Annotated in this window: 26 protein-coding genes and 1 pseudogene; 6 read left to right on the plus strand and 21 right to left on the minus strand. The window is 66.2% G+C overall.

Annotated features, from left to right (window positions below):
* Positions 1 to 41: 41 nt before the first annotated feature.
* Both QE393_RS14945 and QE393_RS14950 read right to left on the minus strand, forming a co-directional pair.
* A complete protein-coding gene (locus QE393_RS14945) occupies positions 42 to 1,664 on the minus strand; it encodes an MFS transporter (RefSeq protein WP_310044338.1) in 1,623 nt (540 codons plus the stop codon).
* 109 nt (positions 1,665 to 1,773) lie between these two features.
* On the minus strand, positions 1,774 to 3,447 hold the full coding sequence (locus tag QE393_RS14950) for a GMC family oxidoreductase (RefSeq protein ID WP_310044341.1): 1,674 nt from the start codon (positions 3,445 to 3,447) through the stop codon (positions 1,774 to 1,776).
* A gap of 146 nt (positions 3,448 to 3,593) precedes the next feature.
* Between QE393_RS14950 and QE393_RS14955 the strand changes: the two genes are divergently transcribed.
* Positions 3,594 to 4,496 carry a LysR family transcriptional regulator gene (locus QE393_RS14955; RefSeq protein WP_273806503.1) on the plus strand — a complete coding sequence of 301 codons (903 nt, stop codon included), beginning with the start codon at positions 3,594 to 3,596 and terminating at the stop codon, positions 4,494 to 4,496.
* Positions 4,497 to 4,499: 3 nt separating this feature from the next.
* On the opposite strand, the gene QE393_RS14960 is transcribed toward QE393_RS14955, so the two are convergent.
* A complete protein-coding gene (locus QE393_RS14960) occupies positions 4,500 to 5,195 on the minus strand; it encodes a tellurite resistance TerB family protein (RefSeq protein ID WP_310044343.1) in 696 nt (231 codons plus the stop codon).
* Between the two features lie 189 nt (positions 5,196 to 5,384).
* On the opposite strand from QE393_RS14960, the gene QE393_RS14965 reads away from it, so the two are divergent.
* A complete protein-coding gene (locus QE393_RS14965; protein ID WP_093256106.1) occupies positions 5,385 to 5,855 on the plus strand; it encodes a nuclear transport factor 2 family protein in 471 nt (156 codons plus the stop codon).
* A 39-nt stretch (positions 5,856 to 5,894) separates the two neighbouring features.
* On the opposite strand, the gene QE393_RS14970 is transcribed toward QE393_RS14965, so the two are convergent.
* From QE393_RS14970 to ffh, 13 genes and pseudogenes are all read right to left on the minus strand, one after another.
* On the minus strand, positions 5,895 to 6,998 hold the full coding sequence (locus QE393_RS14970) for an NADH:flavin oxidoreductase/NADH oxidase (RefSeq protein ID WP_310044346.1): 1,104 nt from the start codon (positions 6,996 to 6,998) through the stop codon (positions 5,895 to 5,897).
* A 299-nt stretch (positions 6,999 to 7,297) separates the two neighbouring features.
* Positions 7,298 to 9,019 carry a single-stranded-DNA-specific exonuclease RecJ gene (recJ, locus tag QE393_RS14975; protein ID WP_310044349.1) on the minus strand — a complete coding sequence of 574 codons (1,722 nt, stop codon included), beginning with the start codon at positions 9,017 to 9,019 and terminating at the stop codon, positions 7,298 to 7,300.
* Positions 9,019 to 9,558, minus strand: a complete 540-nt coding sequence (locus QE393_RS14980) for a YaeQ family protein (protein WP_158891322.1) — start codon at positions 9,556 to 9,558, stop codon at positions 9,019 to 9,021. Before QE393_RS14980 ends, recJ begins: the two co-directional genes overlap by 1 nt.
* A gap of 342 nt (positions 9,559 to 9,900) precedes the next feature.
* Positions 9,901 to 11,310, minus strand: a complete 1,410-nt coding sequence (gene thrC / locus QE393_RS14985; RefSeq protein ID WP_310044351.1) for a threonine synthase — start codon at positions 11,308 to 11,310, stop codon at positions 9,901 to 9,903.
* Between the two features lie 46 nt (positions 11,311 to 11,356).
* A complete protein-coding gene (locus tag QE393_RS14990; RefSeq protein ID WP_310044353.1) occupies positions 11,357 to 12,661 on the minus strand; it encodes a homoserine dehydrogenase in 1,305 nt (434 codons plus the stop codon).
* A gap of 60 nt (positions 12,662 to 12,721) precedes the next feature.
* The gene (locus QE393_RS14995; protein WP_158891329.1) at positions 12,722 to 13,447 is read right to left on the minus strand and encodes a thioredoxin fold domain-containing protein; all 726 of its coding nucleotides are present in this window, start codon (positions 13,445 to 13,447) and stop codon (positions 12,722 to 12,724) included.
* A 62-nt stretch (positions 13,448 to 13,509) separates the two neighbouring features.
* The gene (gene xerD, locus QE393_RS15000; protein WP_310044355.1) at positions 13,510 to 14,400 is read right to left on the minus strand and encodes a site-specific tyrosine recombinase XerD; all 891 of its coding nucleotides are present in this window, start codon (positions 14,398 to 14,400) and stop codon (positions 13,510 to 13,512) included.
* Positions 14,397 to 14,810 carry an acyl-CoA thioesterase gene (locus QE393_RS15005; protein WP_310045641.1) on the minus strand — a complete coding sequence of 138 codons (414 nt, stop codon included), beginning with the start codon at positions 14,808 to 14,810 and terminating at the stop codon, positions 14,397 to 14,399. Before QE393_RS15005 ends, xerD begins: the two co-directional genes overlap by 4 nt.
* A gap of 69 nt (positions 14,811 to 14,879) precedes the next feature.
* On the minus strand, positions 14,880 to 15,230 hold the full coding sequence (gene rplS, locus QE393_RS15010; protein WP_007160957.1) for a 50S ribosomal protein L19: 351 nt from the start codon (positions 15,228 to 15,230) through the stop codon (positions 14,880 to 14,882).
* A 42-nt stretch (positions 15,231 to 15,272) separates the two neighbouring features.
* A complete protein-coding gene (gene trmD / locus QE393_RS15015) occupies positions 15,273 to 16,010 on the minus strand; it encodes a tRNA (guanosine(37)-N1)-methyltransferase TrmD (protein ID WP_310044357.1) in 738 nt (245 codons plus the stop codon).
* Positions 16,011 to 16,013: 3 nt separating this feature from the next.
* Positions 16,014 to 16,550, minus strand: coding sequence for a ribosome maturation factor RimM (gene rimM, locus QE393_RS15020; protein WP_064307868.1), 537 nt, complete (start codon positions 16,548 to 16,550; stop codon positions 16,014 to 16,016).
* A gap of 5 nt (positions 16,551 to 16,555) precedes the next feature.
* The gene (gene rpsP, locus QE393_RS15025; RefSeq protein ID WP_017640797.1) at positions 16,556 to 16,804 is read right to left on the minus strand and encodes a 30S ribosomal protein S16; all 249 of its coding nucleotides are present in this window, start codon (positions 16,802 to 16,804) and stop codon (positions 16,556 to 16,558) included.
* A 250-nt stretch (positions 16,805 to 17,054) separates the two neighbouring features.
* Positions 17,055 to 18,435 (minus strand): annotated as a pseudogene (gene ffh / locus QE393_RS15030) (signal recognition particle protein).
* A 420-nt stretch (positions 18,436 to 18,855) separates the two neighbouring features.
* Here ffh and QE393_RS15035 point away from each other — a divergent pair.
* Together QE393_RS15035 and QE393_RS15040 are read left to right on the plus strand one after the other, a co-directional pair.
* Entirely contained in the window at positions 18,856 to 19,656 is an 801-nt protein-coding gene (locus QE393_RS15035) for an inner membrane protein YpjD (protein ID WP_183632952.1), read from the plus strand.
* 188 nt (positions 19,657 to 19,844) lie between these two features.
* A complete protein-coding gene (locus QE393_RS15040) occupies positions 19,845 to 21,149 on the plus strand; it encodes an MFS transporter (protein ID WP_310044360.1) in 1,305 nt (434 codons plus the stop codon).
* Between the two features lie 60 nt (positions 21,150 to 21,209).
* Here the strand turns inward: QE393_RS15040 and purT are convergent, their stop codons facing one another.
* The 3 genes from purT to QE393_RS15055 form a co-directional block, all read right to left on the minus strand.
* Positions 21,210 to 22,391, minus strand: coding sequence for a formate-dependent phosphoribosylglycinamide formyltransferase (purT, locus tag QE393_RS15045; RefSeq protein WP_310044362.1), 1,182 nt, complete (start codon positions 22,389 to 22,391; stop codon positions 21,210 to 21,212).
* A gap of 21 nt (positions 22,392 to 22,412) precedes the next feature.
* A complete protein-coding gene (locus QE393_RS15050) occupies positions 22,413 to 22,610 on the minus strand; it encodes a DUF1289 domain-containing protein (protein WP_310044365.1) in 198 nt (65 codons plus the stop codon).
* A 77-nt stretch (positions 22,611 to 22,687) separates the two neighbouring features.
* Positions 22,688 to 23,275 (minus strand): CoA pyrophosphatase, encoded by a 588-nt coding sequence (locus QE393_RS15055; RefSeq protein ID WP_158891347.1) that lies wholly within the window; start codon positions 23,273 to 23,275, stop codon positions 22,688 to 22,690.
* Between the two features lie 127 nt (positions 23,276 to 23,402).
* Here QE393_RS15055 and QE393_RS15060 point away from each other — a divergent pair, with 127 nt between their 5' ends.
* Both QE393_RS15060 and QE393_RS15065 read left to right on the plus strand, forming a co-directional pair.
* A complete protein-coding gene (locus QE393_RS15060; RefSeq protein ID WP_310044367.1) occupies positions 23,403 to 23,957 on the plus strand; it encodes an NUDIX hydrolase in 555 nt (184 codons plus the stop codon).
* A gap of 228 nt (positions 23,958 to 24,185) precedes the next feature.
* A complete protein-coding gene (locus tag QE393_RS15065; protein WP_405046304.1) occupies positions 24,186 to 24,659 on the plus strand; it encodes a murein L,D-transpeptidase family protein in 474 nt (157 codons plus the stop codon).
* A gap of 240 nt (positions 24,660 to 24,899) precedes the next feature.
* On the opposite strand, the gene QE393_RS15070 is transcribed toward QE393_RS15065, so the two are convergent.
* Positions 24,900 to 26,054, minus strand: coding sequence for an ABC transporter ATP-binding protein (locus tag QE393_RS15070; protein ID WP_310044370.1), 1,155 nt, complete (start codon positions 26,052 to 26,054; stop codon positions 24,900 to 24,902).
* A gap of 10 nt (positions 26,055 to 26,064) precedes the next feature.
* Positions 26,065 to 26,724, minus strand: a complete 660-nt coding sequence (locus tag QE393_RS15075; RefSeq protein ID WP_310044371.1) for an ABC transporter permease — start codon at positions 26,722 to 26,724, stop codon at positions 26,065 to 26,067.

The raw sequence follows: 26,724 nt of genomic DNA on the forward strand, positions 1-26,724 counted from the left end.
CGAAACTCAGCGGCCGGCGGGGTGCGCCGCCCGCACCGGCCTCAATCGGCGTCGAGATCGCGGTGGCGGGTTTCCGGCAGGCACAGCAGCCCCACCACCAGGCTGACGCCGGTCACCAGCACCGGGTACCAGAGGCCGTAGAAGATGTCGCCGGTATAGACCACCAGGGCAAAGGACACCGTCGGCAGGAAGCCGCCGAACCAGCCGTTGCCGATGTGGTACGGCAGCGACATGGAGGTGTAGCGGATGCGCGTGGGGAACAGCTCCACCATCAGCGCCGCCAGGGGACCGTAGCAGAGGGTCGCGATCAGGATCAGGGCGAAGATCACCGCCACCACCATGGGCTTGTTGACCTGGGACGCATCGGCCTTGGCCGGATAGCCGGCGGCCTGTACCGCCGCGCGCAGGGCCGGCTCGTCGAAGCCGACGATGACCTTGTCGCCGACGTTGACCTGCACCGCGTCCCCCGGCGCCGCCGCCACGCTGCGGTAGGGCAGCCCGCTCTTGGCCAGCAGCGTCTTGACCCGGTCGCAGGGACTGTCGAAGCGCGCCTTGCCCACCGGATCGAACTGGAAGGTGCAGGTGGCCGGATCGGCGGTCACCACGATGGGCGCCTGCTGGCTGGCCTGGTAGATCTGCGGATTGGCGTAGTGGGTCAGGGCCTTGAACAGCGGAAAGTAGAGCACCGTGGCCAGCAGCAGCCCCAGCATCAGGATCGGCTTGCGCCCGACCCTGTCCGACAGCCAGCCGGCGATGACGAAGAAGGGTGCGCCGAGGATCACGCTGATGATCAGCAGGTTGTTGGCCAGCACCGGGTCGAGCTTGAGGGTCTGGGTGAGAAAGAACATCACATAGAACTGCGCCAGGTAGAAGGTCACCGCCTGGCCGCCGTTGATGCTGAACAGCGCGATCAGCACCACCTTGAGATTGCTCCAGTTGGTGAAGGAATCGCGGATCGGCGCCTTGCTCTGCTTGCCTTCGGCCTTCATGCGCAGGAAGGCCGGCGATTCGTGCATGGACATGCGGATCCAGGTGGAGATGGCCAGCAGGAAGATCGACAGCAGGAACGGCAGGCGCCAGCCCCAGACCTCGAACTGGTCGCCGGTCAGGTAGCGGCAGACCAGGATCACCACCAGCGACAGCAACAGCCCCAGGGTCGCGGTGGATTGCAGCCAGCTGGTGTGGGCGCCGCGCTTGCCGGGCGGCGCGTGCTCGGCGATATAGGTGGCGGCACCGCCGTACTCCCCGCCCAGGGCCAGGCCCTGCAGCAGCCGCAGCACCACCAGGATGATGGGCGCGGCCACGCCGATGCTGGCGTAGGTGGGCAGCAGGCCGACGCCGAAGGTGGCGATGCCCATGAGGATGATGGTGGCGAGAAAGGTGTACTTGCGGCCGACCAGATCGCCCAGGCGCCCGAACAGCAGGGCGCCGAAGGGCCGCACCACGAAGCCGGCGGCAAAGGCCAGCAGGGCGAAGATGAAGGCGGTGGTGTCGTTGACGCCGGCGAAGAACTGCTTGCTGATCACCGCCGCCAGGGCGCCATAGAGAAAGAAGTCATACCACTCGAAGACGGTCCCCAGGGACGAGGCGAAGATCACCTTGCGCTCTTCGCGGCGACTGCTGGCCGCGCTGGGTTGTACCCGGGGTTGGGCATAGTCGGACATCGCACGTTCTCCTGACCCGGGATCGCCGGGCTGATTGTTGTTATGGGCGACAGCTACTACGGTGGAAACGGCGGGAGGCCCCGCCGTCGGTGAAACCGGATGGACGCGTCTAGGCAGCGGAGACCGCGCTGGCCCTGGCGATCGCGGCGGGCACCTCGATGCTGCCCTGTTCGCGGGCCTCGGCCAGCATGAAGTTGGCCGCCTGCTCGGCGATCATCAGGGTCGGCGAGCAGCTGTTGCCCGAGACCAGGGTCGGCATGATGGAGGCATCGGCCACCCGCAGCCCCGGGATGCCATGCACCCGCAGGCGCGCATCGACCACGGCGGCGGCGTCCTGGCCCATGCGGCAGGTGCCGGACGGATGGAAGATGGTGGTGCCTATGGCGCCGGCGGCCTGTCGCAACTCCTCCTCGCTCTGGTAGGCCGGTCCCGGCAGGTATTCCTCGGGCCGATAGGCGGCCAGGGCCGGGGCGGCGACGAGGCGCCGGGTCAGGCGAATGGCATCGGCGGCCACCCTGAGGTCTTCTTCCGCGCTGAGGTAGCGCGGCTGGATCAGCGGCGCGGCCAGCGGGTCGGCGCTGCGGATGCTCACCTGGCCGCGACTGGCCGGTCGCAGGTTGCACACCGAGGCGGTAAAGGCGGGAAAGCCGTGCAGCGGCTCGCCGAAGCGCTCCAGCGACAGTGGCTGCACGTGATACTGCAGGTTGGCCGAGGGCTGCGCCGGATCGGAGCGAGCGAAGGCGCCCAGCTGGCTCGGCGCCATCGCCAGGGGACCACTGCGCTTGCAAAGGTATTCCAGGCCCATGCCCAGCTTGCCCCAGAGACTGCCGGCCAGGGCATTGAGGGTCGGCACGCCGTGCACCCGGTAGATCAGGCGCAGTTGCAGGTGATCCTGCAGATTGCCGCCCACGCCTTCCAGCCGGTGCCGGACGCCGATGCCCAGGCCTTCGAGCAGACCGCGCGGACCGATGCCGGAGCGCTGCAACAGGGTCGGCGAGCCGATGGCGCCGGCACAGAGCACGATCTCCCGCCGTGCCACCAGGCGCTGGGGTTCGGCCTGGCCCGGCAACCGCGCCAGCACCGCCCGTGCCCTGCCCTGCTCCAGCAGCACCCGCTCCACCTGCACACCGGTCAGCACCTGCAGATTGGCGCGCTGGCGGATGGGCTTGAGAAAGGCCTTGGCGGCATTCCAGCGCACGCCATTGCGCTGATTGACCTGGAAGTAGCCGCAGCCTTCGTTGTCGCCGGTGTTGAAGTCGTCCACCGGCGCGATGCCGGTTTCGCCCGCGGCGCTACGAAAGGCGTCGAGCAGCGTCCAGTGCAGGCGCTGCCGCTCGACCCGCCATTCGCCCCCGGCACCATGAAAGGCCGAGGCGCCATCGCAATGATCTTCCATGCGCTTGAACAGCGGCAGTACGTCCTGCCAGCCCCAGCCGGGATTGCCGGCGGCGGCCCAGCCGTCATAGTCGCGGGCCTGGCCGCGCATGTAGATCATGCCGTTGATGGAGGAGCAGCCGCCCAGCACCCGCCCACGGGGATAATTGAGCGCGCGGCCACCCAGGCCCGCTTCCACCTCGGTCTTGAAGCACCAGTCGGTGCGCGGATTGCCGATGCAGAACAGGTAGCCGACGGGGATGTGGATCCAGGGATGGTTATCACGGCCGCCGGCTTCCAGCAGCAGCACGCGATGGGCCGGATCGGCGGACAGCCGATTGGCCAGCAGGCAGCCGGCCGGACCGGCGCCGACGATGATGAAGTCATATTCCGCAGCAGGACCGAGCATGACGTTCCCTCGCTTTTTTGTTGTTGTGGTCCCTATCCTAGTGTCGTCATCCGCGAACAACAGTCGCAGAAAACGGGCAACGGCTGTGCATTTCTGAACAGTGACCAGCAAGCGGCCGGGCAGACAGGCCTAGACGAGGAAAAGGGATGTTCGACTGGAACGATCTGCGGGTTTTTCTGGAGGTCCAGCGCCATGGCCGCCTGCTCACCGCCGCCCGCAGTCTGGGCGTCAGTCATGCGACCGTCGCCCGCCACCTGGAGGCTCTGGAACGCGCCCTGGGCAGCCAGTTGCTGGTGCAACAGGCCAGCGGCTACCAGCTCACCCCGGCCGGTCAGGCCCTGCTGGCGCACGCCCAGGCGATGGAGGAAGCCGCCCTGCTGGCCCAGGAGGCGGTCACCCAGCGACTCAATCCGCTGGGCCAGGTGCGGGTCGGAGTGACCGAAGGCCTGGGCACCGGCTTTCTCGCCCAGCGCCTGGGGGCGCTGCTGCGCGACTATCCGGGGCTGGAAGTGGAGCTGGTCTCGGTGCCGCGCTTCGTCAGCGTCACCAACCGCGAGGCCGACATCGCCATCACCCTGGAAAGACCCACCGCCGAAGGCCTGATCGGCCGGCGACTGACGCCCTATCGCCTGAGGTTCTATGCCAGTCGCGCCTATCTGGATCGAGCACCGGCGCTGGACGCCGAAGCCGACCTCGGCGAACAGACCTTCATCGGTTACGTCGACGACCTGCTGTACACCCGTGAACTGCAATTCATCCAGGGGCTCTGCCCCGAGCCGCGCATCGTCTTTCGCAGCACCAGCGTCATCGCCCAGCGCGAAGCCGCCTGCGCCGGCATCGGCATCGCGGTGCTGCCCTGCTACCTGGTGGGCCAGAACACCCCCTTGGAAGGCGTGCTCCCGGAGCGGTCCTTCACCCGCGAGTACTGGATCTCGACCCACCGGGAGTTGCACCGCTCAGCGCGCCTGCGCGTGGTCTGGGATTTCCTGCTGCACCTCTGCGCGGCGGAGCGGAGCGTCCTGCTGGGCGAGGAACGCCCGCTCGCCTAGCCGTCAGACCGCCGCGGCCTCACGCTCCAGCTCGGCGCGCAGGCCGGGATCCAGGCGCAGCTGGCGGGCCAGCTCGTCCAGGTAGGCCTTTTCCATGTATTGCTGATCGTCGATCAGCATCAGGCTGGCCAGGTACATCTCGGCGGCCATCTCGGGCGTTTCCGCCGCCGCGGCGACCTTGGCCGGATCCAGCGGCTGCTCCAGTTCGCGCTGCAGCCAGCCGCGCAACTCGGGATCGTTGTCCAGCTTGGCCATCTCGGCCTCGATGGCCTGGCGCTCCTGGTCATCGACATGACCGTCGGCCTTGGCTGCCGCGATCAGGGCGATCAGCACCGCCCGGCCATGGGCCTCGGCTTCGTGCTCCGGTACCCGATCCACGGTACGCGGCTCGACGGCCGCCGTACCCTGGGCCTGATTGGCCTGCCAGGACTGATAAGCCTTGTAGGCCACCATGCCGAGCGCCGCTAGACCGCCATAGCCGACCGCCTTGCCACCCATGGCGCGACCGCGCTTGCTGCCCAGCAGCGCGGTGAGGGCCCCGGCCGCTAGACCGCTGTTGCCCAGTCCGGAGAGCAGACCGCCCAGGGGATCCTTGCCGGTGGACGCCGTGCCGGGCCGGGGGGCCGAGTGACCGGTCTTCTTGGCCAGCGCCTGCTGGCCCGCCTTGAGCAATTGATCAAGCAAACCGCGGGTGTTCATGGATGACCTCCACAGAGTCAGGATTCAGCCCTTTAGGACCGCCGACCACGCCGTCTGGCTCCCGGCACCTGCTTACCGAATGTTGCCGGGTCGCCGTCACGACCAGCCGGTCGATACAAAATATTGCTGACCGCGGGCCGCCCACGGCGCTACTCTTGCGCCTTCCCCCTGCAGTTGCCGGAGACCCCCATGCGCTCGCGTCTGGCTGTGCTGTTCGCGCTTTCGCTCGCCCTCACCGCCGGCCAGGTTCAGGCCGCCGCCGAGGACGCGCGCCTCATCGCCAATCGCTATCTCGATGCCTGGAACGATCACGACGCCGAGGCCGCCAGCGCTCTGCTCGATCCCAAGGTGCAGTATTTCGACAGTGGCGCCGCCACCACCGAGACCAGCCGCACCCAGGCCCGCGACCGGATCGTCAAGGTTACCCTCAAGGCCGTTCCGGATCTGCAGGTGAAGATGGTGCACAAGCCGGTCATCGGCCCGCGCAGCATTGCCTTCGAATGGGAACTGACCGGCAACCGCGTCACCGCCACCGGCAAGCAACCGGTCAAGATCCGCGGCGCCAGCATCATGAAGATCCGCGACGGCCGCATCTGGTACCTGGGCGACTACTACGACAGCGACGCCCTGGAGGCGATGCTGCGCCCGGTCAAGCCCTGACCCGGGGAGCCATCCGCACGGATGGCTCCGTCCCGCGCCCTATTCCGCCCCGAACGGCTTGCGCAGCGGCGTATCCCGGTGGGCGGCGCGCACGTACTGTGGCGGCCAGGAGACCTTCTCACGCAGGGCCTCGGCGGCATTCAGCGGCCAGTAGGGATCGCGCAGCAGTTCGCGGGCCAGCAACACCAGGTCGGCCTGGCCGGTACGCAGCACGTGCTCGGCCTGGGCGGCATCGGTGATCATGCCCACCGCGCCACTGGGAATCCCGGCTTCCTTGCGTACCCGCTCGGCGAACTGGGTCTGGTAGCCGGGCCCGGTGGGAATGTCGGCCTGGGCCGCGGTACCGCCGGAAGAGACGTCGATCAGGTCGACGCCCAGGGTCTTCAGCCGCCGCGCCAATTCCACCGTCTCGTCGACGTCCCAGCCGTCTTCCACCCAATCGGTGGCCGAGACCCGCACGAACAGCGGCAACTCTTCCGGCCAGACCGCCCGCACATCGGCGGTCACTTCCAGCAGCAAGCGGATGCGATTCTCGAAATTGCCGCCGTAGTCGTCTTCGCGGCGGTTGGAGAGCGGCGAGAGGAACTGGTGCAGCAGGTAGCCGTGGGCGGCATGGATCTCGGCCACCTTGAAGCCGGCCGCCAGGGCCCGCTCGGCGGTGTCCACGAAGGCCCGGCGGATGCTGGCGATGTCGTCGCGATCCACCGCCGTGGGCCGGGTGTGCTGGGGATCGAAGGCGATGGCCGAAGGCGCCACCGGCACCCAGCCGCCTTCGGCGATGGGCACGCTGCCGTGCTTGCCGAGCCAGGGCTGCCAGGTGCTGGCCTTGCGGCCGGCATGGGCCAGCTGGATGCCGGCGACGCTACCCTGGCCTTCGATGAACTGGGTGATGCGCCGCAGGGGCTCGATCTGCTCGTCCTTCCACAGCCCCAGGTCCTGGGGCGTGATGCGCCCATCGGCAGTGACCGCGGTGGCCTCGAAGATCACCAGACCGGCGCCACCGGTGGCACGACTGCCAAGGTGAACCAGGTGCCAGTCGTTGGCGAAGCCGTCTTCGCTGGAATACTGGCACATTGGGGAGACCACCACGCGATTGGGCAGGGTCAGCTGACGCAGGGTCAGGGGTTGGAACAGGAGACTCATGGCGGACCTCGTCTAGTCGGGATGCACGGCATTGGAGTGCGTCCGACCAGAATAGATCGCCGATCCGACCGGGTTCACCGGAAAAGTCGCCGAGCGAAGGTCAGGCAAGGCGCAACGACCAACGGGAGTAACAGCCAACGGCTGGCGCGGAGGGTGAGCGCCAGCGAATCAGATCAGCGCGGAAGCGGATCGGACTCGCGCTCGAGTTTGCGAGCGGTAAATGGGCATTCTGCTCGGACTGGCGATCCAGCTGATTTTCAACGCGGCATCACCGCGCGCAGGCACTTTTCAAGCGAGACCTAACGCGATGCCAGGTGCACCACCAGCAACTGCACGCTCTCGTTGCCGCGGAATTCGTTCACGTCCAGCCGATAGGCCAGTTCGGCCCAGCGGATGTTGGGATCGGGCCAGGTGTCGCGGTCGATGTTGAAGGCGATGCCGTCCAGCTCGGGACCGCCCTGCTCGCTGCGCAGGGTCAGCTTGAGGTGCCGTTCCTTGAGCAGCCGCTGGGAGAGGATCTCGAAGGTGCCGTGGAACAGCGGCTCGGGAAACTGCTGGCCCCAGGGACCGGCCTGGCGCAGGGCCTGGGCCAGGCCGAGCTGGAATTCGGTCGGGGCCAGGCAGCCATCGGTCTGCAGGCGACCGCTGAGATCCTCGGCCTGCAGGTGGCGCCGCACCTCGGCATCGAAGGCGGCGGCAAAAGTCTCGTAGTGCGCCTGGGGCAGACTGAGGCCGGCGGCCATGGCGTGACCGCCGAACTTGGTGATGAGTCCCGGATGACAGGTCGCCACGGCGTCCAGGGCATCGCGGATGTGCAGCCCGGGTACCGAACGCGCCGAGCCCTTGAGCATGCCGTTGCCACTGCCGTCGTCGGCAAAGGCCAGCGCCGGGCGGTGATACTTTTCCTTGAGGCGCGAGGCGAGGATGCCGATCACGCCCTGGTGCCACTCCGGATCGAACAGGCAGAGACCGAAGGGCAGATTGTCTTCCGGCAACTCCTTGAGCTGCTTGAGCGCCTCGCGCTGCATGCCCTGCTCGATGCTCTTGCGATCCTTGTTGAAGTCGTCCAGCTGCTGGGCATATTCCTGCGCCAGCTGTGGGTCTTCGCAGAGCAGCAGCTCGATGCCGATGGACATGTCGTCCAGGCGCCCCGCCGCATTGAGCCGCGGGCCGAGAATGAAACCGAGGTCGCTGGAGGCCACCTTGCCCGGCTGGCGCCCGGCCACTTCCAGTAGCGCCTTGAGCCCCGGCCGTGCCCGACCGGCGCGGATACGCATCAGCCCCTGGTGCACCAGGATGCGGTTGTTGGCGTCCAGCGGCACCACGTCGGCGACGCTGCCGAGGGCGACCAGATCCAGCAACTCGGCCAGATTGGGCTCGGCCAGGCCCTGACGGGCGAACCAGCCGTTCTCGCGCAGGCGACTGCGCAGGGCCAGCATCACATAGAAGATCACCCCGACCCCAGCGATGCATTTGCTGGGAAAGGCGCAGGCCGGCTGATTCGGATTGACGATGGCATCGGCGGCGGGCAATTCGGCGCCCGGCAGGTGGTGGTCGGTGATGACCACCTGCAGCCCGGCCGCCTTGGCCGCAGCCACGCCGTCCAGACTGGAGATGCCGTTGTCGACGGTAAGCAGTACCTCGGGTTCGCGCTGCAGGGCCACGGCGACGATCTCGGGCGTCAGGCCGTAGCCGTATTCGAAACGATTGGGCACCAGGTAGTCGACCCAGGCCGCGCCCAGGCGACGCAGGGCCAGCACGCCCACGGCACTGGCGGTGGCGCCGTCGGCATCGAAATCGCCGACGATGAGGATGCGCCGGCGTTCTTCCAGGGCGCGCGCCAGCAGCTCCACCGCCGCCTCGATACCCTTGAGCTGGTGATAGGGCACCAGCCGCGCCAGGCCCTTGTCCAGTTCTTCCGGCAAGGTCACGCCGCGCGCGGCATAGAGCCGGGTGAGCAGCGGCGGCAGGTCGCCCAGGTTGGGCAACACCGCCGGCAGCGGACGGGGCTCCAGGCGCATCAACGTTCGCCCAGCAGCCATTCCAGCTGCAATTCGTGCTGACCGCGGTCGTCGGTGACGAACAGGGTGCCTTCGCTGATCGTCACCTGCCAGGAAATGCTGCGCGGCAGATCGCGGGCCAGCTCGGCCAGGGGCTCGGCGGGAACCGCGGCGATATGCAGATTCTTCAGCGTCCTGACCGCGTCCACCACCTTGGTCTGCCAGACGCGCAGGTTGCCGTAGGCCAGCAGGCTGGTGCGCTCGGTGCGACGGCTGCACCAGGTCAGGCGGTCGGCATCGGGCTGGCCGACTTCGATCCAGTGCAGCACCCGGCCATCGAGACTCTTTTCCCACAGCGCCGGCTCGTCGACGTCGGACAGGCCGCGGCCGAAGGCCAGCTGCTCGTTGTACCAGAGCACATAGGCCAGCAACCGCACCGCCATTCGCTCCTCGGTCTCGGAGGGATGCCGCGCCACGGTCAGACGCAGATTCTCGTAGACCCCGCGATCCAGATCGGTGAGGTTGAGTTCGACTTTGTAGGGCGTGGCTTGCAGAGCCATGGGCGGGTCACCGGCAGGGAAAGCCGGGCATTGTACCGGAAAAGGCAGGGGGGCTTGGGACCGCGGATCCGTAGGTTGGGTTGCGCGCAGCAGCGACGGTTGGAGTCTGCCTTGTTGGGCTTCGACGCTGGAGCTGTCTCAACCCAACCTACCTGATACGTAGGGTGGAAAACCGCGCAGCGTTTTCCACGCCGGGCTTCGGGCACCGGTGGGTAAGGCTGCGCCGTTACCCACCCTACGCCGCTCATCGCGGCCATGGGCCGCTCCTACGTTACTCCATACCCGTAGGAGCGGCCCATGGCCGCGATAGTCGCGATAGTCGCGATCTGGAGGGCTAAAACCCTACAGCGGCTGACCGCGCTTGCCGTGGCGGCTGACGAAGGCCTGGACGGCAGCGAGGTCGTTGGGCAGAACGGTGCAGCGCTCTTCGCGTTGCAGCAGGTCGGCCAGGTGGGTCGGCAGGCTGAGGGTCGCGCCGATGCCGGCCTTTTCCACCGCTTCGGGGAATTTCACCGGGTGGGCCGTACCCAGCACCACCATGGGCGTGGCCAGGCTGCGCCGGCATTCGCGAGCGGCGCGCACGCCGATGGCGGTGTGCGGATCCAGCACCTCGCCGGTGGCGGCATGGACCTCGGCGATGGTGGCGCAGGTCTCTTCATCGCTCACGGCAAGGGAGTCGAACAGCTTGCGCGCTTCGGTCCAGCGATCGTCCGCCACCGTCAGGGTGCCGCTGCTGCGGAAGTTCGCCATCAGCTCGGCCAGGGCCAGGCCATCGCGACCGTGCAGGTCGAACAGCAGGCGCTCGAAGTTGGACGAGACCATGATGTCCATGGACGGCGACAGCGTGGCTTCCAGCTGCTGCTTGTCGTAGCGATTGCCGGACATGAAGCGGTGCAGGATGTCGTTGCGGTTGGTGGCCACCACCAGCTGGCTCACCGGCAGCCCCATGTTGCGTGCCAGGTAGCCGGCGAAGATGTCGCCGAAGTTGCCGGTGGGCACCGAGAAGGCGATGGAGCGCGCCGGGGCGCCCAGCTGCAGGGCCGCGTGGAAGTAGTAGACGATCTGGGCCATGATCCGCGCCCAGTTGATCGAGTTGACCGCCACCAGCGGGGTGCCCTTGAGGAAACCCTGGTCGGCGAAGCTGGCCTTGACCATCTCCTGGCAGTCGTCGAAGTTGCCTTCGATGGCGATGTTGTGGATGTTGTCACCCAGCAGCGTGGTCATCTGCCGGCGCTGCACTTCCGACACCCGCTGGTGCGGATGGAGGATGAAGATGTCGACGTTCTCGCAGCGCTTGCAGCCTTCGATGGCCGCCGAGCCAGTGTCGCCGGAGGTGGCGCCCATGATCACCACGCGCTCGCCACGCTTGGCCAGCACGTGATCAAGCAGCCGTCCCAGCAGTTGCAGGGCGAAGTCCTTGAAGGCCAGGGTCGGGCCGTGGAACAGCTCCAGCACCCACTCGTTGGCGTCCAGCTGGCGCAGCGGCGCAATCGAGCCATGGGCGAAACCGGCGTAGGTCTCTTCCAGGATGGCCTTGAATTCGGCATCGGCGATGGAGCCGGCGACGAAGGGCTTCATCACCCGGAAGGCCAGCTCGTGATAGGGCAGGCCGGCCCAGGAAGCGATCTCCTCCAGGGAAAAGCGCGGCAGGTTTTCCGGTACGTAGAGACCGCCATCGCTGGCGAGACCCGCCAGCAGCACTTCTTCGAAATTCAGCGCGGGCGCCTGGCCGCGGGTACTGATGTAACGCATGACTCGACCTCGGGAAAGACGGCGGCGCCGGGCGCCGCCAGGCTGCTCAGTTCAGGTGCTCGACGCGGATGCGGACGACATCGCCGACGACATCGTCCAGGGCTTCCAGCGCGGTGATGGCCTCGACCATGTGGCGCTCGGTCACGCGATGGGTCAGCAGGATCATGGGCACCAGGCCGTCATGTTCCTCGGCTTCCTTCTGCATGATGGACTCGATGTTGATGCCACGCGCCGAGAGGATGCTCGCCACCTGGGCCAGCACGCCCGGGTGATCCTTGGCCTGGATGCGCAGATAGTAGGCGCTCTCGCAGGCCTCGATCGACAGCACCGGATGGTCGGACAGCGCATCGGGCTGGAAGGCCAGGTGCGGCACGCGATTCTCGGGATCCGAGGTCATGGCGCGAACCACGTCCACCAGGTCGGCCACCACCGCCGAGGCGGTCGGCTCCTGCCCGGCACCGGCGCCGTAGAACAGCGTCGAGCCGACGGCATCGCCATTGACCATCACCGCGTTCATCACGCCGTTGACGTTGGCGATCAGGCGATCGGCCGGGATCAGCGTCGGGTGCACCCGCAGCTCGATGCCCTGGGCGGTGCTGCGCGCCACGCCCAGGTGCTTGATGCGATAGCCCAGCGCCTCGGCGTAGCCGACATCGGCGGTGGTCAGGCGGGTGATGCCCTCGGTGTAGGCCTTGTCGAATTGCAGCGGAATGCCGAAGGCGATGGAGGCCAGGATGGTCAGCTTGTGGGCAGCATCGATGCCTTCGACGTCAAAGGTCGGATCGGCCTCGGCATAGCCCAGCGCCTGGGCTTCGGCCAGGACATCGGGAAAGGTGCGCCCCTTCTCGCGCATCTCGGAGAGGATGAAGTTGCCGGTGCCGTTGATGATGCCGGCCACCCAGTTGATACGGTTGGCGGCCAGGCCTTCGCGCAGCGCCTTGATCACCGGGATGCCGCCGGCCACCGAGGCCTCGAAGGCGACGATCACGCCCTGCTCGCGCGCCTTGGCGAAGATCTCGTTGCCGTGCACGGCGATCAGCGCCTTGTTGGCGGTGACCACGTGCTTGCCGTTGGCGATGGCGCGCAGCACCAGTTCGCGGGCCAGGGTGTAGCCGCCGATCAGCTCCACCACCACGTCGATCTCGGGATTGTCGGCCACCGCCAGGACATCGGCGGTGATCGGCGTACTGCCGGTGTCGCACTGGGGATTGAGTCGGCGCTGGGCGATCTGCGCCACCTCGATACCCCGCCCGGCGCGCCGGGCGATTTCCTCGGCGTTGCGCTTGAGCACGTTGAAGGTCCCGCTGCCCACGGTACCCAGACCACAGATGCCTACTTTGACCGGCTTCACACCCTTATCCCCCTATCAGGTGGCGCCGCTCCGCAGCGCCGTTGAAATCTTTCGCAGCGCCTAGCGGGCGCTGATTGCCGCTTCCGCCAACTGGTCGGCCGGCTGGTAGCCTGGGATCATCTGGCCATCGGCGAGGATGATCGCCGGCGTGCCCTGGATGCCCATGTTCTGCCCCAGCGCGAATTGCTGGGCGACCGGATTCTGGCAGCTCTCGGACTTGACCTCACGGCCGGTGAACATCTGATTCAGCGCCGCCGGCTTGTCCTTGGCGCACCAGACCGCCTCCAGCTGCTTGGAACCCGGCGAGCCCATGCCCTGGCGCGGGAAGGCCAGGTAGCGTACCTCGATGCCGCGCTTGTTCAGCTCGGGCACCTCGGCGTGCAGCTTCTGGCAATAGGGGCAGGTGGTGTCGGTGAAGACGGTGATGTGCGCCTTGGTCTCGCCCTGGGCGGGATAGACGATCATCTGGTTGCGATCGAGGCCATTGATCTGCCGCGCCACGGCGACGTTCTCGGCCTTCTCGGTCAGGTTGGAGGCCTTGCCGTCCTTGACCTGATACAGATAGCCCTGCATGACGAACTGGCCATCGCCGCTGGCATAGAGCACGCGGCCGCCCTTGAGCTGGACCTGGTAGAGGCCTTCCAGCGGACTCTTGGCGATGGACTCGATGGCGAGATTGGGTTGCAGCGCGGTCAGGCTCTGGCGAATGGCCTGCTCAGGTTCGGCCTGAGCCAGTTGCACGCCGAGCCCCAGGCAAGCGGCGAGCAACAGTTGGGAAATACGCATGTTTGACTCCTGTTGAGACGCCGGCAAGCCTACCACAGACCTGCCGGCTACGGCGGTGGGCCCTAGCCGCGCGGATGGTGCTGGGCGTGCAGTTGCTGCAGCCGCACGCGGGCGACGTGGGTATAGATCTGGGTGGTGGACAGGCTGGTATGGCCGAGCAGCATCTGCACCGTGCGCAGATCCGCGCCGTGGTTGAGCAGATGGGTGGCGAAGGCGTGCCTGAGGGTGTGCGGCGACAGCGAGGTACGGATGCCGGCCACCTGGGCATGCAGCTTGATGCGGTGCCAGAAGGTCTGCCGGGTCATGGGCGTGCCCCGCTGGCTGGGAAAGAGGATATCGTCGGGCTGGCCGCCCAGCAGCAGCGGACGCGCGGTCTTCAGATAGCTTTCCAGCCAGGCGATGGCCTCTTCGCCCAGGGGAATCAGCCGTTCCTTGCTGCCCTTGCCGAACACCCGCAACGAACCCTCGCGCAGGTTGATCTCGTCGAGGGTCAGGCTGATCAGCTCGGTCACCCGCAATCCGGTGGCATAGAGCACCTCGAGCATGGTGCGATCGCGCAGGCCGAGACTGTCTTCGGTATCCGGCGCGGCCAGCAGCGCCTCCACATCCGCCTCGGACAGACTCTTGGGCAGCGGCGCGCCCAGTTGCGGCATGCTCACCAGCAGCGTCGGGTCCTCGGCGATCCGCCCTTCGCGTACGCCGTACTTGTAGAAGCTGCGCAGACCGGAGAGAAAGCGCGCCGTGGAACGTGCCTGGTAACCCTCGCTCAGGCGCCAGCCGAGGTGATCGAGCACGGCGTCACGGCCGACCGTCTCCAGGGTCAGCCCCCTGCCCTCGAGCCACCGGGCAAAGGCCAGCAGATCTGTGCGATAGGCGCTGCGGGTATGGGGCGACAGCCCCTTTTCCAGCCACAGGGCGTCGAGGAATTCCTCGATCAGCCGCTCGGCGCTCACGCGGCGAAGCCGGGCAGCACCGGCGTCGGCTTGCCCTGGTCATCGACGGCGACGAAGCTGAAGGCACCGTTGATGGCGCGCTCGCGCCCTTCCGCCAGCATGCCTTCGACGAAGACCTCCACCTGCACCTTGATGCTGGTGTTGCCGACCTTCACCACCCGGCCGATAAGCTCGACGATGGAGCCGGCGGGAATGGGGTGGTTGAAATCGATCCGGTCGGTGGAGACCGTCACCAGCGGCTTGCGGCAGAAGCGCGTGGCGGTGATGAAGGACACCTCGTCCATCCAGGCCAGGGCGGTGCCGCCGAACAGGGTGTCGTGATGATTGGTGGTGGGCGGGAAGACCGCCTTGGCCACCCGGGTTTCCGACAGCGCCGTGCGCCGCTGGATTTCCGCTTCGCGGGTCGTCATGTCTGCCATACCTCGAACCTCAGAAACGAAAAAAGCAGCCGAAGCTGCTTTTTTCTGGTCACGCCGCGATCAGGAAAGCTTTTCCTTGATGCGGGCAGCCTTGCCGGACAGTTCGCGCAGGTAGTACAGCTTGGCCTTGCGCACGTCACCGCGACGCTTGACGCTCAGGCTGTCGACCAGCGGGCTGTAGGTCTGGAAGGTACGCTCGACGCCAACGCCGTTGGAGATCTTGCGTACGGTGAAGGCGCTGTTCAGGCCGCGGTTACGCTTGCCGATCACCACGCCTTCGAAGGCCTGCAGACGCTGACGATCGCCTTCCTTCACCTTAACCTGGACAATCACGGTGTCGCCGGGGGCGAACGCCGGGATTTCTTTGTTCATCTGCTCAGCTTCGATCTGGGCAATGATTTTGTTGGTCATGTCACTCTGCTCCTAAGACAGGCCGCGGCCCGCCATCGATACCTAACTATCGTTCCGCTGACGGAGATATTCCGCCAACAGGTTCTGCTCTTCCCCAGAAAGCGAGCGGCCATCCAGAAGATCGGCGCGTCGCTCCGCAGTACGTCCCAGGGACTGCTGCAGGCGCCAGCGCCGGATATGCTCGTGGTTACCACTGAGCAACACGTCGGGTACGCGACGGCCCTCGTACACCTCGGGTCGGGTGTAGTGCGGGCAATCGAGCAGACCGTCGGTAAACGAGTCCTGCTCGGCGGAATCCACATGCCCCAAGGCTCCGGGCAGCAGTCGCGTAACCCCATCGATCAGCACCATGGCCGGCAATTCACCGCCGGACAGCACATAGTCGCCAATCGACCATTCTTCATCCACGTGCGTCTCGATGAAACGCTCGTCGATACCTTCGTAACGCCCGGCGATGAGGATCAGATGTTCCTCCTGCGCCAGTTCCCGTACCGCCGCCTGGTCGAGCTTGCGACCCTGGGGGGACAGGTAGATCACCTTCGCCGCCGAATCACCTTTGGCATCGGCCAGGGCGCGTTCCAGCGGCTGGATCTTCATGACCATGCCCGGACCGCCGCCGAAGGGCCGGTCGTCCACGGTCTGGTGGCGATCCTCGGTATAGCTGCGCGGGTTGTAGCAGGTCAGCTCCAGGAGCCCCTGCTTCATCGCGCGACCGCTCACGCCATAGGCGCTCACGGCTTCGAACATCTCGGGAAAGAGGCTGATGACAGCGATACGCATGGATCAGAAATCCGCGTCCCAGTCGACCTGCATCTCGCCCTTGGCCAGATCCACCGCCAGCACGTACTGGTCGGGCAGATAGGGCAACAGACGCTCCCGATCGTCGAGGCTGCCAGCACAGGGCATGACCACCATGACGTCGTTGGCCCCGGTCTCCAGCAGATGATCCACCACACCCAGCCACTGGCCTTCGCGATTGATCACCTTGAGACCTTCCAACTGATGCCAGTAGTAGTCACCGGCGCCCAGCTGGGGCAATTCGCTGCGCGGCACGCAGATCTCGAAACCGGCCATCAGGCGGGCTTCTTCACGATCGTCCAGGCCCTGCAAACGTACCGTCAGGACCTTGCCGTGCAACCGACCGCCGAGCACCTTGACCTGCCGGGTCTCGCCTTCGCGCCTTAGCGTCCAGGTCCGATAGTCCAGCAGATTGTCGAGCGGATCGGTAAAGGAGTAGATCTTGAGCTCACCGCGTACGCCGAAGACCGAAACTATCTTGCCCAGGACCACCAGGTCGGGGGCGGAGGTCGGCGTACTCATGATCTTCAGGCGGTAGCCTGAGCGCTCTTGAGCAGCTGAGCGACGCGCTCGGACGGCTGGGCGCCCTGCGACAGCCAGTAGCTGGCACGCTCTTGGTCCACCGACAGACGGATTTCGGCGCCGCTGGCCACCGGATTGAAGAAACCGATGCGCTCGACGAAACGACCATCACGCGCATTGCGGCTGTTGGTCACGGTCAGGTGGTAGAAGGGGCGCTTCTTGGAGCCGCCACGGGCTAGACGGATGGTTACCATTGAACTTCGTTCCTGTAGTCGGTGCTTGTAGCTGTGGGCACACTGGGCCACATGGCCCGAAAGGCCGCATATTCTAAGGGCTGTCACCCGGTTTGCCAATGGCTTTAAACGGTGCCCTCGGCATTGCGGCAGCCTGGAGACTCCAGCAGCGGAGCCTCGTCGCTCGCGAAGGTGCATCAGCACTGGTGCCGACACCCCTTGCAGAGCCCTTTCCAGTGCCGACCATCTGGCGACGGGCGGCACCAGGAAATCACATCTTGGGCATGCCGCCGCCGGGGAGCATGCTGCCCATGCCGCGCATCATCTTGGCCATGCCACCCTTGGCGGTGACCTTCTTCATCATCTTCTGCATCTGCTTGTGCTGCTTGATGAGGCGGCCGACGTCCTGCACCTGGGTACCGGAGCCCAGGGCGATACGCTTCTTGCGCGAGCCACTGATCAGCTCCGGATCACGGCGCTCGGCCGGGGTCATGGAGTCGATGATGGCTTCCATCTGCTTGAAATGCTTTTCCGCGGCGCCCTGGGCGTTGCCCATCTGCTGGATGTTCATGCCGCCCATCATGGTCGGCAGCTTGTCCATCAGCGAACCCAGGCCGCCCATGTTCTTCATCTGCCGCAACTGGTCGCGGAAGTCTTCGAGATCGAAGCCCTTGCCCTTCTTGAGCTTCTTGGCCAGTTTGTCGGCCTTCTCGCGATCCAGGGTCTGCTCGGCCTGCTCGATCAGCGAGAGGACGTCGCCCATACCGAGGATGCGCGAGGCGACGCGATCCGGGTGGAAGGGATCGAGGGCTTCGCTCTTCTCGCCCATGCCGATGAACTTGATCGGCTTGCCGGTGATGTGGCGGACCGACAGGGCGGCACCGCCCCGGGCATCGCCATCGACCTTGGTCAGGATCACGCCGGTCAGCGGCAGGGCGTCGTTGAAGGCCTTGGCGGTGTTGGCGGCGTCCTGGCCGGTCATGGCGTCGACCACGAACAGGGTCTCGGCCGGCCCTGGTGGCGGCATGGACCTGCTGGATCTCCGCCATCATCTCGCTATCGATGTGCAGGCGACCGGCGGTGTCGACGATAACCACGTCGATGAACTTGAGCTTGGCTTCACGGATGGCGGCCTGGGCGATCTCCACCGGCTTCTGGCTGATGTCGGAGGGGAAGAAGGTGACCCCCACCTCCCCGGCCAGGGTTTCCAGCTGCTTGATGGCGGCCGGGCGGTAGACGTCGGCGGAGACGACCATGACGGTCTTCTTCTTGCGTTCCTTGAGGAAGCGCGCCAGCTTGCCCGCGGTGGTGGTCTTCCCCGCGCCCTGCAGGCCGGCCATGAGGATGACCGCCGGCGGCGCGACGTTGAGCGCCAGATCCTCGTTCGCCGCGCCCATGATGGCTTCGAGTTCGGCGCGCACGATCTTCACGAAGGCCTGCCCCGGCGTCAGGCTCTTGGACACCTCGGTGCCGACCGCCCGCTCCTTGACCCGGTTGACGAACTCCTTGACCACCGGCAGGGCGACGTCCGCCTCGAGCAGCGCCATGCGCACCTCGCGCAGGGTGTCCTTGATGTTGTCTTCGGTGAGCTTGGCCTTGCCGGTAATGTGGCGCAGGCTTTGGGACAGGCGGTCTGTGAGATTCTCGAACATGCGGACATCCAGGGCAGAAACGGCGGCTGACCGACAAGTATAACGAAAGAGCGCCTGACCAGGGATAGCTGCTGGGGCCTGTACCGCGTGAATCCGTCAGCAATGCCCGATTCGGCGAGCAGCCGAGAAAGGAAAGACAGGCACCGGCGCCAAGGCCGGTGCCCGAGGGGACGGGATCAGAAAATCAGCGAGAAGATGCCGATGACCACCACCAGGCCGATCAGAAAGATGATGCCCATGGTACCGCCGAGAAATTTAAGCATGGTCGCGACCTCTTCTAGATATGTACCTCTTGGGACCACCCGGTGGCGGCAAGGGTTCGCCCGGTCTGGCCGGCCGGCGCCAGGGCGCGGCTCAGACTTTCTGTACCGCCCTGTCTGTGCCACACTCGCCTGCTTTCCGCTCTGCTGAATCCGGACCATGCACGCCCTGCTGCCCACCCTCCTGGCCGCCGCCCTCTATCTGCTCGCGACCCTCTACCAGGGCAGTTGCCTGCTGCGCAAACAGCCATCGAACAAGCCCCTGGTCCTGGGCGCCGGCATCCTGGCCCTGCTGCCCCACGCCCTGGCCGTCTACCTGCAGCTGATCCTCGAGCCGACCCTGAGCCTGGACTTCTTCGACGCCTCGAGCCTGATCTCGGCGACCGCCATCGCCCTGATGCTGATCGGTTGCCTGCGCATGCCGCTGCAACCCTTGCTGGTACTGGTCTATCCCCTCGGCGCCATCACCGCGCTGCTGGCCGAATTCGTGCCGCCGGGTACCGTGACCCCGCTGGACGTATCGCCCAAGATCGTCGTGCACGTACTGCTGTCGATCATCGCCTATGGTCTCTTCACCCTGGCGGTGCTGCAGTCCTGCCTGGTGCTGCTGCAGAACCATCAACTCAAGAACAAGCACCCCTCGGGACTGATCCGCAGCTTTCCGCCGCTACAGACCATGGAAAGCCTGCTGTTCGGCTTTCTCTGGGCGGGCTGGGTAGTGCTGTCGCTGGCGCTGATCTCCGGCTGGTTCTTCGTCGAGGATATGTTCGCCCAACACCTGATCCACAAGACGGTGCTCTCCTGCATCGCCTGGGTGGTGTTCGGCATCCTGCTGTGGGGCCGCCATCGCCTGGGCTGGCGCGGCCATACGGCGATCCGCTGGACGCTGCTGGGCTTCATCCTGCTGATGCTGGCCTACTTCGGTAGCAAGCTGGTGCGGGAATTCATCCTGCATCGTTGACAGTCGTCGTTCCACTACCTGCATAATCAGGCGACCGAACCACGTTCGGCGCGACCCGGCCAACAGCCGCTTCGCGCCCGGCACGTCATAACAGGTCGTCCCGCCCGTCCCCATCCTCGGACAGCCGCTGCCCCATCGGGCCGCTCCGGCAGACGCCTCCTACAAGAACGACTGCCCGGTACCCCTGCATGTCCACGACCGCTGCCGCCTTCGACGCGCCCACCTCCGTGCCGCGTAATTCCCCTACCCGCGTGGCCACTGCCAGCTTCATCGGCACCGCCATCGAGTTCTACGACTTCTATGTCTATGCCACGGCCGCGGCCCTGGTGATCGGCCCCGTATTCTTTCCCCAGGGCGCGGGCATGGCCCAGACCCTCAGCGCCTTCATCACCTTTGGCATCGCCTTCCTGGCGCGCCCCCTGGGTTCGCTGCTGTTCGGCCATTTCGGCGATCGCATCGGCCGCAAGTCCACACTGGTGGCCTCATTGCTGCTGATGGGCATCTCCACCACCCTGATCGGCCTCCTGCCCGGCTATGCCAGCATCGGCGTCTGGGCACCGATCCTGCTGTGTCTACTGAGATTCGGCCAGGGCCTGGGCCTGGGTGGCGAATGGGGCGGCGCGGCGCTGCTGGCCACCGAGAATGCCCCACCCGGCAAGCGCGCCTGGTTCGGCATGTTCCCCCAGCTCGGCCCCTCCATCGGCTTTCTCATGGCCAACGGCCTGTTCCTGGCCCTGGCGCTGCTGCTGGACGACGAGCAATTCCGCGCCTGGGGCTGGCGCATCCCCTTCCTGCTCAGCGCCCTGCTGGTGGTGGTCGGCCTCTATGTGCGGCTGTCACTGCACGAGACGCCGGTGTTCGCCGAAGCCATGGCCCGCCGCGAGAAGCTGCGCCTGCCCATGGTCGAGACCTTCGGCAAACACGGCAAGGCAGTGCTGCTGGGCGCCCTGAGCATGGTGGTGTGCTACGCCCTCTTCTACATCTCCACGGTGTTCTCGCTGAGCTACGGGGTGAAGAACCTCGGCTACAGCCGCCAGGAATTCCTCGGCCTGCTCTGCGTGGCGGTGCTGTTCATGGCCCTGGCCACGCCGCTGTCGGCCTGGCTGGCGGATCGCTTCGGCCGCAAGCCGGTACTGGCGGTGAGCGCCGTCGCCGCCCTGCTGTCGGGCTTCGCCATGGAGCCGCTGCTGACCCACGGCTCCAGTCAGGCGGTCGGCCTGTTCCTGGCCCTGGAGCTGTTTCTCATGGGCATGACCTTCGGCCCCATGGGCGCCCTGCTGCCGGAAATCTTCCCCACCCAGGTACGCTACACCGGCGCCTCGGCCGCCTATAACCTGGGTGGCATCCTCGGCGCCTCCCTGGCCCCCTACGCCGCGCAGCAACTGGTGGAAGCCGGCGGCCTGAGCTGGGTGGGCGGCTATGTCTCGGCGGCGGCGGCCATCAGCCTGGTGGCGGTGCTCTGCATGCGCGAAACGCGCGACCAGTCGCTGTAGCTTTCTCCACCCAAGAAAAAAGGGCCCCGCGGGGCCCTTTTTCGTGATGCGCGGACGCCGTTACAACTCGACCTTCACCGCCTGGGACGCACGCACGGCCTTGGCCCGCGCGGCCTCGATGCTTTCATCGCGAGCCAGGGCCACGCCCATGCGCCGCTGTCCCTTCACCTCGGGCTTGCCGAACAGGCGCAGCGCGGTGTCGGGTTCGGCCAGGGCCGCGCCCAGGTTGGCGAAGGCGGTCTGGCGCGAGTCGCCGTCCACCAGGATCACCGCCGAGGCCGAGGGCCCGAACTGGCGGATGGTGGGAATCGGCAGGCCGAGGATGGCCCGGGCATGCAGGGCGAATTCGGAGAGATCCTGGGAGATCAGGGTCACCAGGCCGGTGTCATGGGGCCGCGGCGAGACCTCGCTGAACCAGACCTGATCGCCCTTGACGAACAGCTCCACGCCGAACAGGCCACGACCGCCCAGGGCCTCGGTGACGGCACGGGCGACCCGCTCGGATTCGGCCAGGGCCTGCTCGCTCATGGCCTGGGGCTGCCAGGACTCGTGGTAGTCGCCCTTGACCTGGCGATGCCCGACCGGCGCGCAGAAGGAGGTGCCGCCGACGTGGCGCACGGTCAGCAGGGTGATCTCGTAGTCGAAGTCGACGAAACCCTCGACGATCACCCGGCCCTTGCCGGCACGCCCGCCCTCCTGGGCGTACTGCCAGGCGGCCTGCAGCTCGTCGGCGCTGCGCAGCAGACTCTGGCCCTTGCCCGAGGAGCTCATGATCGGCTTGACCACGCAGGGATAGCCCAGCGCCTCGGCGGCGGCGGCGTAGTCCTCGTAGGTGTCGGCGAAGTGATAGGGCGAGGTGGGCAGGCCCAGCTCCTCGGCGGCGAGGCGACGGATGCCTTCGCGATTCATGGTCAGCTGGGCCGCACGGGCGGTGGGCACCACGGTGTAGCCCTCGCCCTCCAGCTCCACCAGGGTGGCGGTGGCGATGGCTTCGATCTCCGGCACGATGAAATGCGGCTGCTCGCGCTCGATCACCGCGCGCAGGGCGGCGCCGTCGAGCATGTCGATGACGTGACTGCGGTGGGCGACCTGCATGGCCGGGGCATCGGCGTAGCGATCCACGGCGATGACTTCGACGCCCAGGCGCTGCAGTTCGATGACGACTTCCTTGCCCAGTTCGCCGGAGCCGCAGAGCAGCACGCGGGTGGCGCTGGGGGACAGGGGGGTACCGATACGGGGCATGACAGATCTCTCCGGCTGATATCAGGTCAGGAAGGCCGCACCGCTCGCCCGCGCCCGCTCGTCGCAGCGCAGCAGCACCTCGCGGCGCTCGCTGTCGCTCATGGACATCCAGCGGGTGATCTCGGCGGCGCTGCGCTGGCAACCGATGCAGATGTCCTGTTCGTCCAGGGCACAGACATGGACGCAGGGCGAACGCACGGGTGAATCGGCGGTGGTCATGCGGCTTCCCTCGAATGGCCGCGCATTGTGCCCGTTAATACCAAATTTGGCATGTGCCTTTACCTTGCCGATACCGCTCAATCCCGCTTGGGCGGTGCCTTGAGCACGATGCCGGCGTCGTACAGCAGGTTGACCAGTTCGACGATGATCACCGCGGTCAGCCCCCAGATGCGGTGCTCGCCATATTGATAGCTGGGCACCTGCCAGCGCAGGCCATCGTGGTCGACCCGGAAGGTGTAGTCCGGTGGCACCTCGCAGAAGAACCGCAGGGGCACGGTGAAGATCGCGGCGATCTCGGCTTCGCTGGGGATGTATTCGAGCTGATCGGGAATCAGCGCGACGATGGGGGTCACCGCCAGGCCGTAGCGCGACACCAGCGGACTCAGGGGTGCGATCACCTCCACCAGGCCCGGCGGCAGGCCGACCTCTTCCTCGGCTTCGCGCAGGGCGGTGGCCACCAGGTCGGCATCCTCGGGATCACGACGGCCGCCCGGCAGGGCCACCTCGCCGCCGTGGGTGGACAGGTTGCTGGCCCTCAGGGTGAGCAGCAACTCGGGATGCTCGCCCCGAATGATGGGCACCAGCACCGCCGCTTCCTGGTAGCTTTCGGTCCCGCTCAGGGTGCGCGGCTGATAGTGACGCAGGCGCTGGAGCAACTCATCCACGCCAAGATTCTCCCTTGCTCATCGTATCCCCTGGATCATGGCACGCCCGCCGGGCAATCCCAAGTCCAGCCATCGCTTGCGAGGCCCGGGAGCGCCCCGGCACACTGCAGCAAAACGAGGATGAACCATGAAGCATTGCAATCACTGTGGCGGACTGCTGGAAGCGCGCATTCCCGCGGGTGACAACCGGATGCGCCTGGTCTGCAGTCAGTGCGGCGCAGTGCATTATCAGAATCCGCGGGTGGTGGCCGGCTGCCTGGCGACCTGGGAGGGCAAGGTGCTGCTCTGCCAGCGCGCGATCGAGCCGCGCAAGGGTTACTGGACACTGCCGGCGGGCTTCATGGAAAACGGCGAGACCACCACCGAGGCTGCCGCCCGCGAGACCTTCGAGGAAGCCGGCGCGCACGTGCAGGGCCTGGAGCTCTATACCCTCTTCGATCTGCCGCACATCGATCAGATCTACATGCTGTTCCGTGGCGAGCTGGTCGACGGCCGCTTTGCCGTCGGCGAGGAAAGTCTCGATGTGCGCCTTCTGGACGAAGCCGACATCCCCTGGTCGTCTCTGGCTTTTCCGACCATCAAGCGAACACTAGAATGCTTTTTCGCCGACCGCCGTCGCGGCGAGTATCCGTTGCGTCATGAGGGCATGGCGCCCATGGTGGTCGCCCCCAAGCCTGCCTAAGGCCTGTTCAAAGTCTGCTGCGCGTCGGCCCAACGTCGTTGAAAATGCCTTCGGAATGCTCATTTACTATCCGTAAACTCCGCTTCCTCAGCCATTTTCGCCTTGTTTGTCTCTAGCTCGCGAGACCTTGCACAGGCCCTGAGCTCTTCCGAGGATCTTCCCGACATGCGTCCGTTGCACCTGTTGTTGGCGCTCTGCTATGTGCTGTGCGGTTCGTTGCTTCCCCAGTTGGCCCAGGCCAGCACCAGCGTCACGGTGATCCGCCAGCCGGCCGCGCCGCTGATCGACAAGGTGCTGGTGATCAAGTCGCGCAATCAGCTGCAACTGCTCAGCGGTGATACCGTGATGAAGTCCTATCGCATCTCGCTGGGCAAGAATCCCCGCGGCCCCAAGCTGCGCGAGGGCGACCAGCGTACGCCGGAAGGCTTCTACTGGATCGACTGGCGCAAGACCAGCGACAAGTTCAACCTGGCCATGCACATCTCCTATCCCAACCGGGAGGATCTGGCCCGCGCGCATCAGGCCGGCGTACCCCCAGGCAGCATGATCATGCTGCACGGTACGCCCATCGACGAGGAATACCCCGAGTGGTACTTCAACTCACTGAACTGGACGAATGGCTGCGTCGCGCTGACCAACCATGACATGCGCGAGGTCTGGGGCCTGGTCAAGGACGGTACCCTGATCGAGATTCGCCCCTGAGAGTCTATCCAAAGGCTGCTGCGCGTCGGCCAAACCGCGCTGAAGAGGCCCTGGGTCGCCAGTCCGGTCTGGGCGGCCCCGTCGCAATGCTCATTTACCCCTCGTAAACTCGCGCGCGAGCCCGGTCGAGCGCGAGTCCGATCCCGCCTCTTCAGGTATCTTCGCGGGGCCGCCTAGGCCTTGCCTGGCTCTAGCTCGCGAGCCTTTGCACGGACGCTGCGCCGACAGGCTTCCCCTGCCCTACCCCGCCACCTGCTCCGCCGGCGAGACGATGGCGGTCTTGCCACGCGAACGACCGCTGCTGAGATAGTCGGCAATGGATTCCTGGGTGACCTCGCCTAGGAAGTCGTTGTCGGCGCTGAGTACCGGCAGCCAGGAGGTGTTGAACTGGTACATGCGTGACAGCAGGATGCGCAGGTGCTCGTCGAAGGCCGCAGTGGCCTTGAACGGGGTAACGAAAGGCGCCACCGGTCCGCTCTGGCCGCGCAGGTCACGCCGACGTACGTAGCCCAGGCCTTTGTTGGCGGCATCCGTCACCACCACATGGCGGCGGTCGTGCTCTTCCATCAATTCCACGGCATCGCCGATCAGGGTTTCGGCCTGGATCGAGGGCGCATTGTCGGCCGCGTCCTCGGCACGGATCAGCAAGAGGCGCTTGAGGGTGCTGTCCTGGCCGACGAAGTTGCTGACGAATTCATCCTTGGGATGGGCCAGCAGGGTGTCCGGATGATCGAACTGCACCAGGCGGCCGCCACGGAACACGGCGATCTTGTCGCCCAGGCGGATGGCTTCGTCGATGTCATGGCTGACCATGATCACCGTCTTGTTCAGCGCCCGTTGCATCTGGAAGAACTCGTTCTGGATGGCGTCGCGGTTGATCGGGTCCACCGCACCGAAGGGTTCGTCCATCAGCAGCAGCGGCGCCTCGGCCGCCAGGGCGCGAATCACCCCGATGCGCTGCTGCTGGCCACCAGACAGTTCGCGCGGATAGCGCGACAGGTACTGCTTGGGCTCGAGCTGCACCATGCTCATCAGCTCGGTGGCGCGCTCGCGGCATCGCTTCTTGTCCCAACCCAGCAGCTTGGGCACCACGGTGATGTTTTCCTCGATGGTCATGTTGGGAAACAGACCGATCTGCTGGATCACGTAGCCGATATGCCTTCTGAGGGTCACCTCGTCGATGCCGGTGGTGTCCTCGCCATTGATCAGTACCCGTCCCGAGGTGGGTTCGATCAGGCGGTTGATCATCTTCAGGGTGGTGGTCTTGCCGCAGCCGGAGGGGCCGAGGAAGACGCAGATCTGGCCCTCCTCCACGGTGAGGCTCACAGCGTCCACCGCGGTCACGTCCTTGCCGTGCTGCTTGAAGGTCTTGGTCAGGCGGTCGAGTTCGATCATCTGGGGCTCCTTAAGAGGCGCTGCGCAGGCCGCGCGGGGTGAGGCGGCGTTGCAGCCACTGCAGGACGAGGTCGGCGACGATGGCCAGCAGGCTGACCAGCACGGCGCCGACGATGAGGGTGGCCATGTCGCTGCGACTGATGGCGGTGAGGATGAGCACGCCCAGGCCACCGGCGCCGATGGTGGCGGCGATGGTCATGACGCCGATGTTCATGACCACGGCGGTGCGCACCCCGGCCAGGATCACCGGCAGGGCGATGGGCAGCTCGACCATACGCAGGCGCTGCCAGAAGGTCATGCCGATGCCGGCGCCCGCCTCGCGGATCCCCGGCTCGACGCTGGTCAGCGCCAGGTAGGTGTTTCTCAGGATCGGCAGCAGTGAATAGAGGAACACCGCGGTGATCGCCGGCAGCGGACCGAGGCCCTGGCCGAACTTGGAGTAGAACGGCAGCAGGAGACCGAACAGGGCGATGGAAGGCAGCGTCATGACCATCGTGGCCACCGCCTGCAGCGGCCCGGCCAGCCAGGGATAGCGGGTCATGAGGATGCCCAGGGGCACGCCCACCAGGATCGCCAGGGTCACGGCGACGCCTACCAGGGTGATGTGCTGGCGGGTCAGTTCGAGGACCTGCAACCAGTCGATGTGATTGAAGGAGGTGACGAAATCCAT

This window comes from Pseudomonas sp. SORGH_AS_0211 (assembly GCF_031453455.1).
In the GTDB taxonomy this organism is placed as follows: Bacteria; Pseudomonadota; Gammaproteobacteria; order Pseudomonadales; family Pseudomonadaceae; genus Chryseomonas; species Chryseomonas aestiva.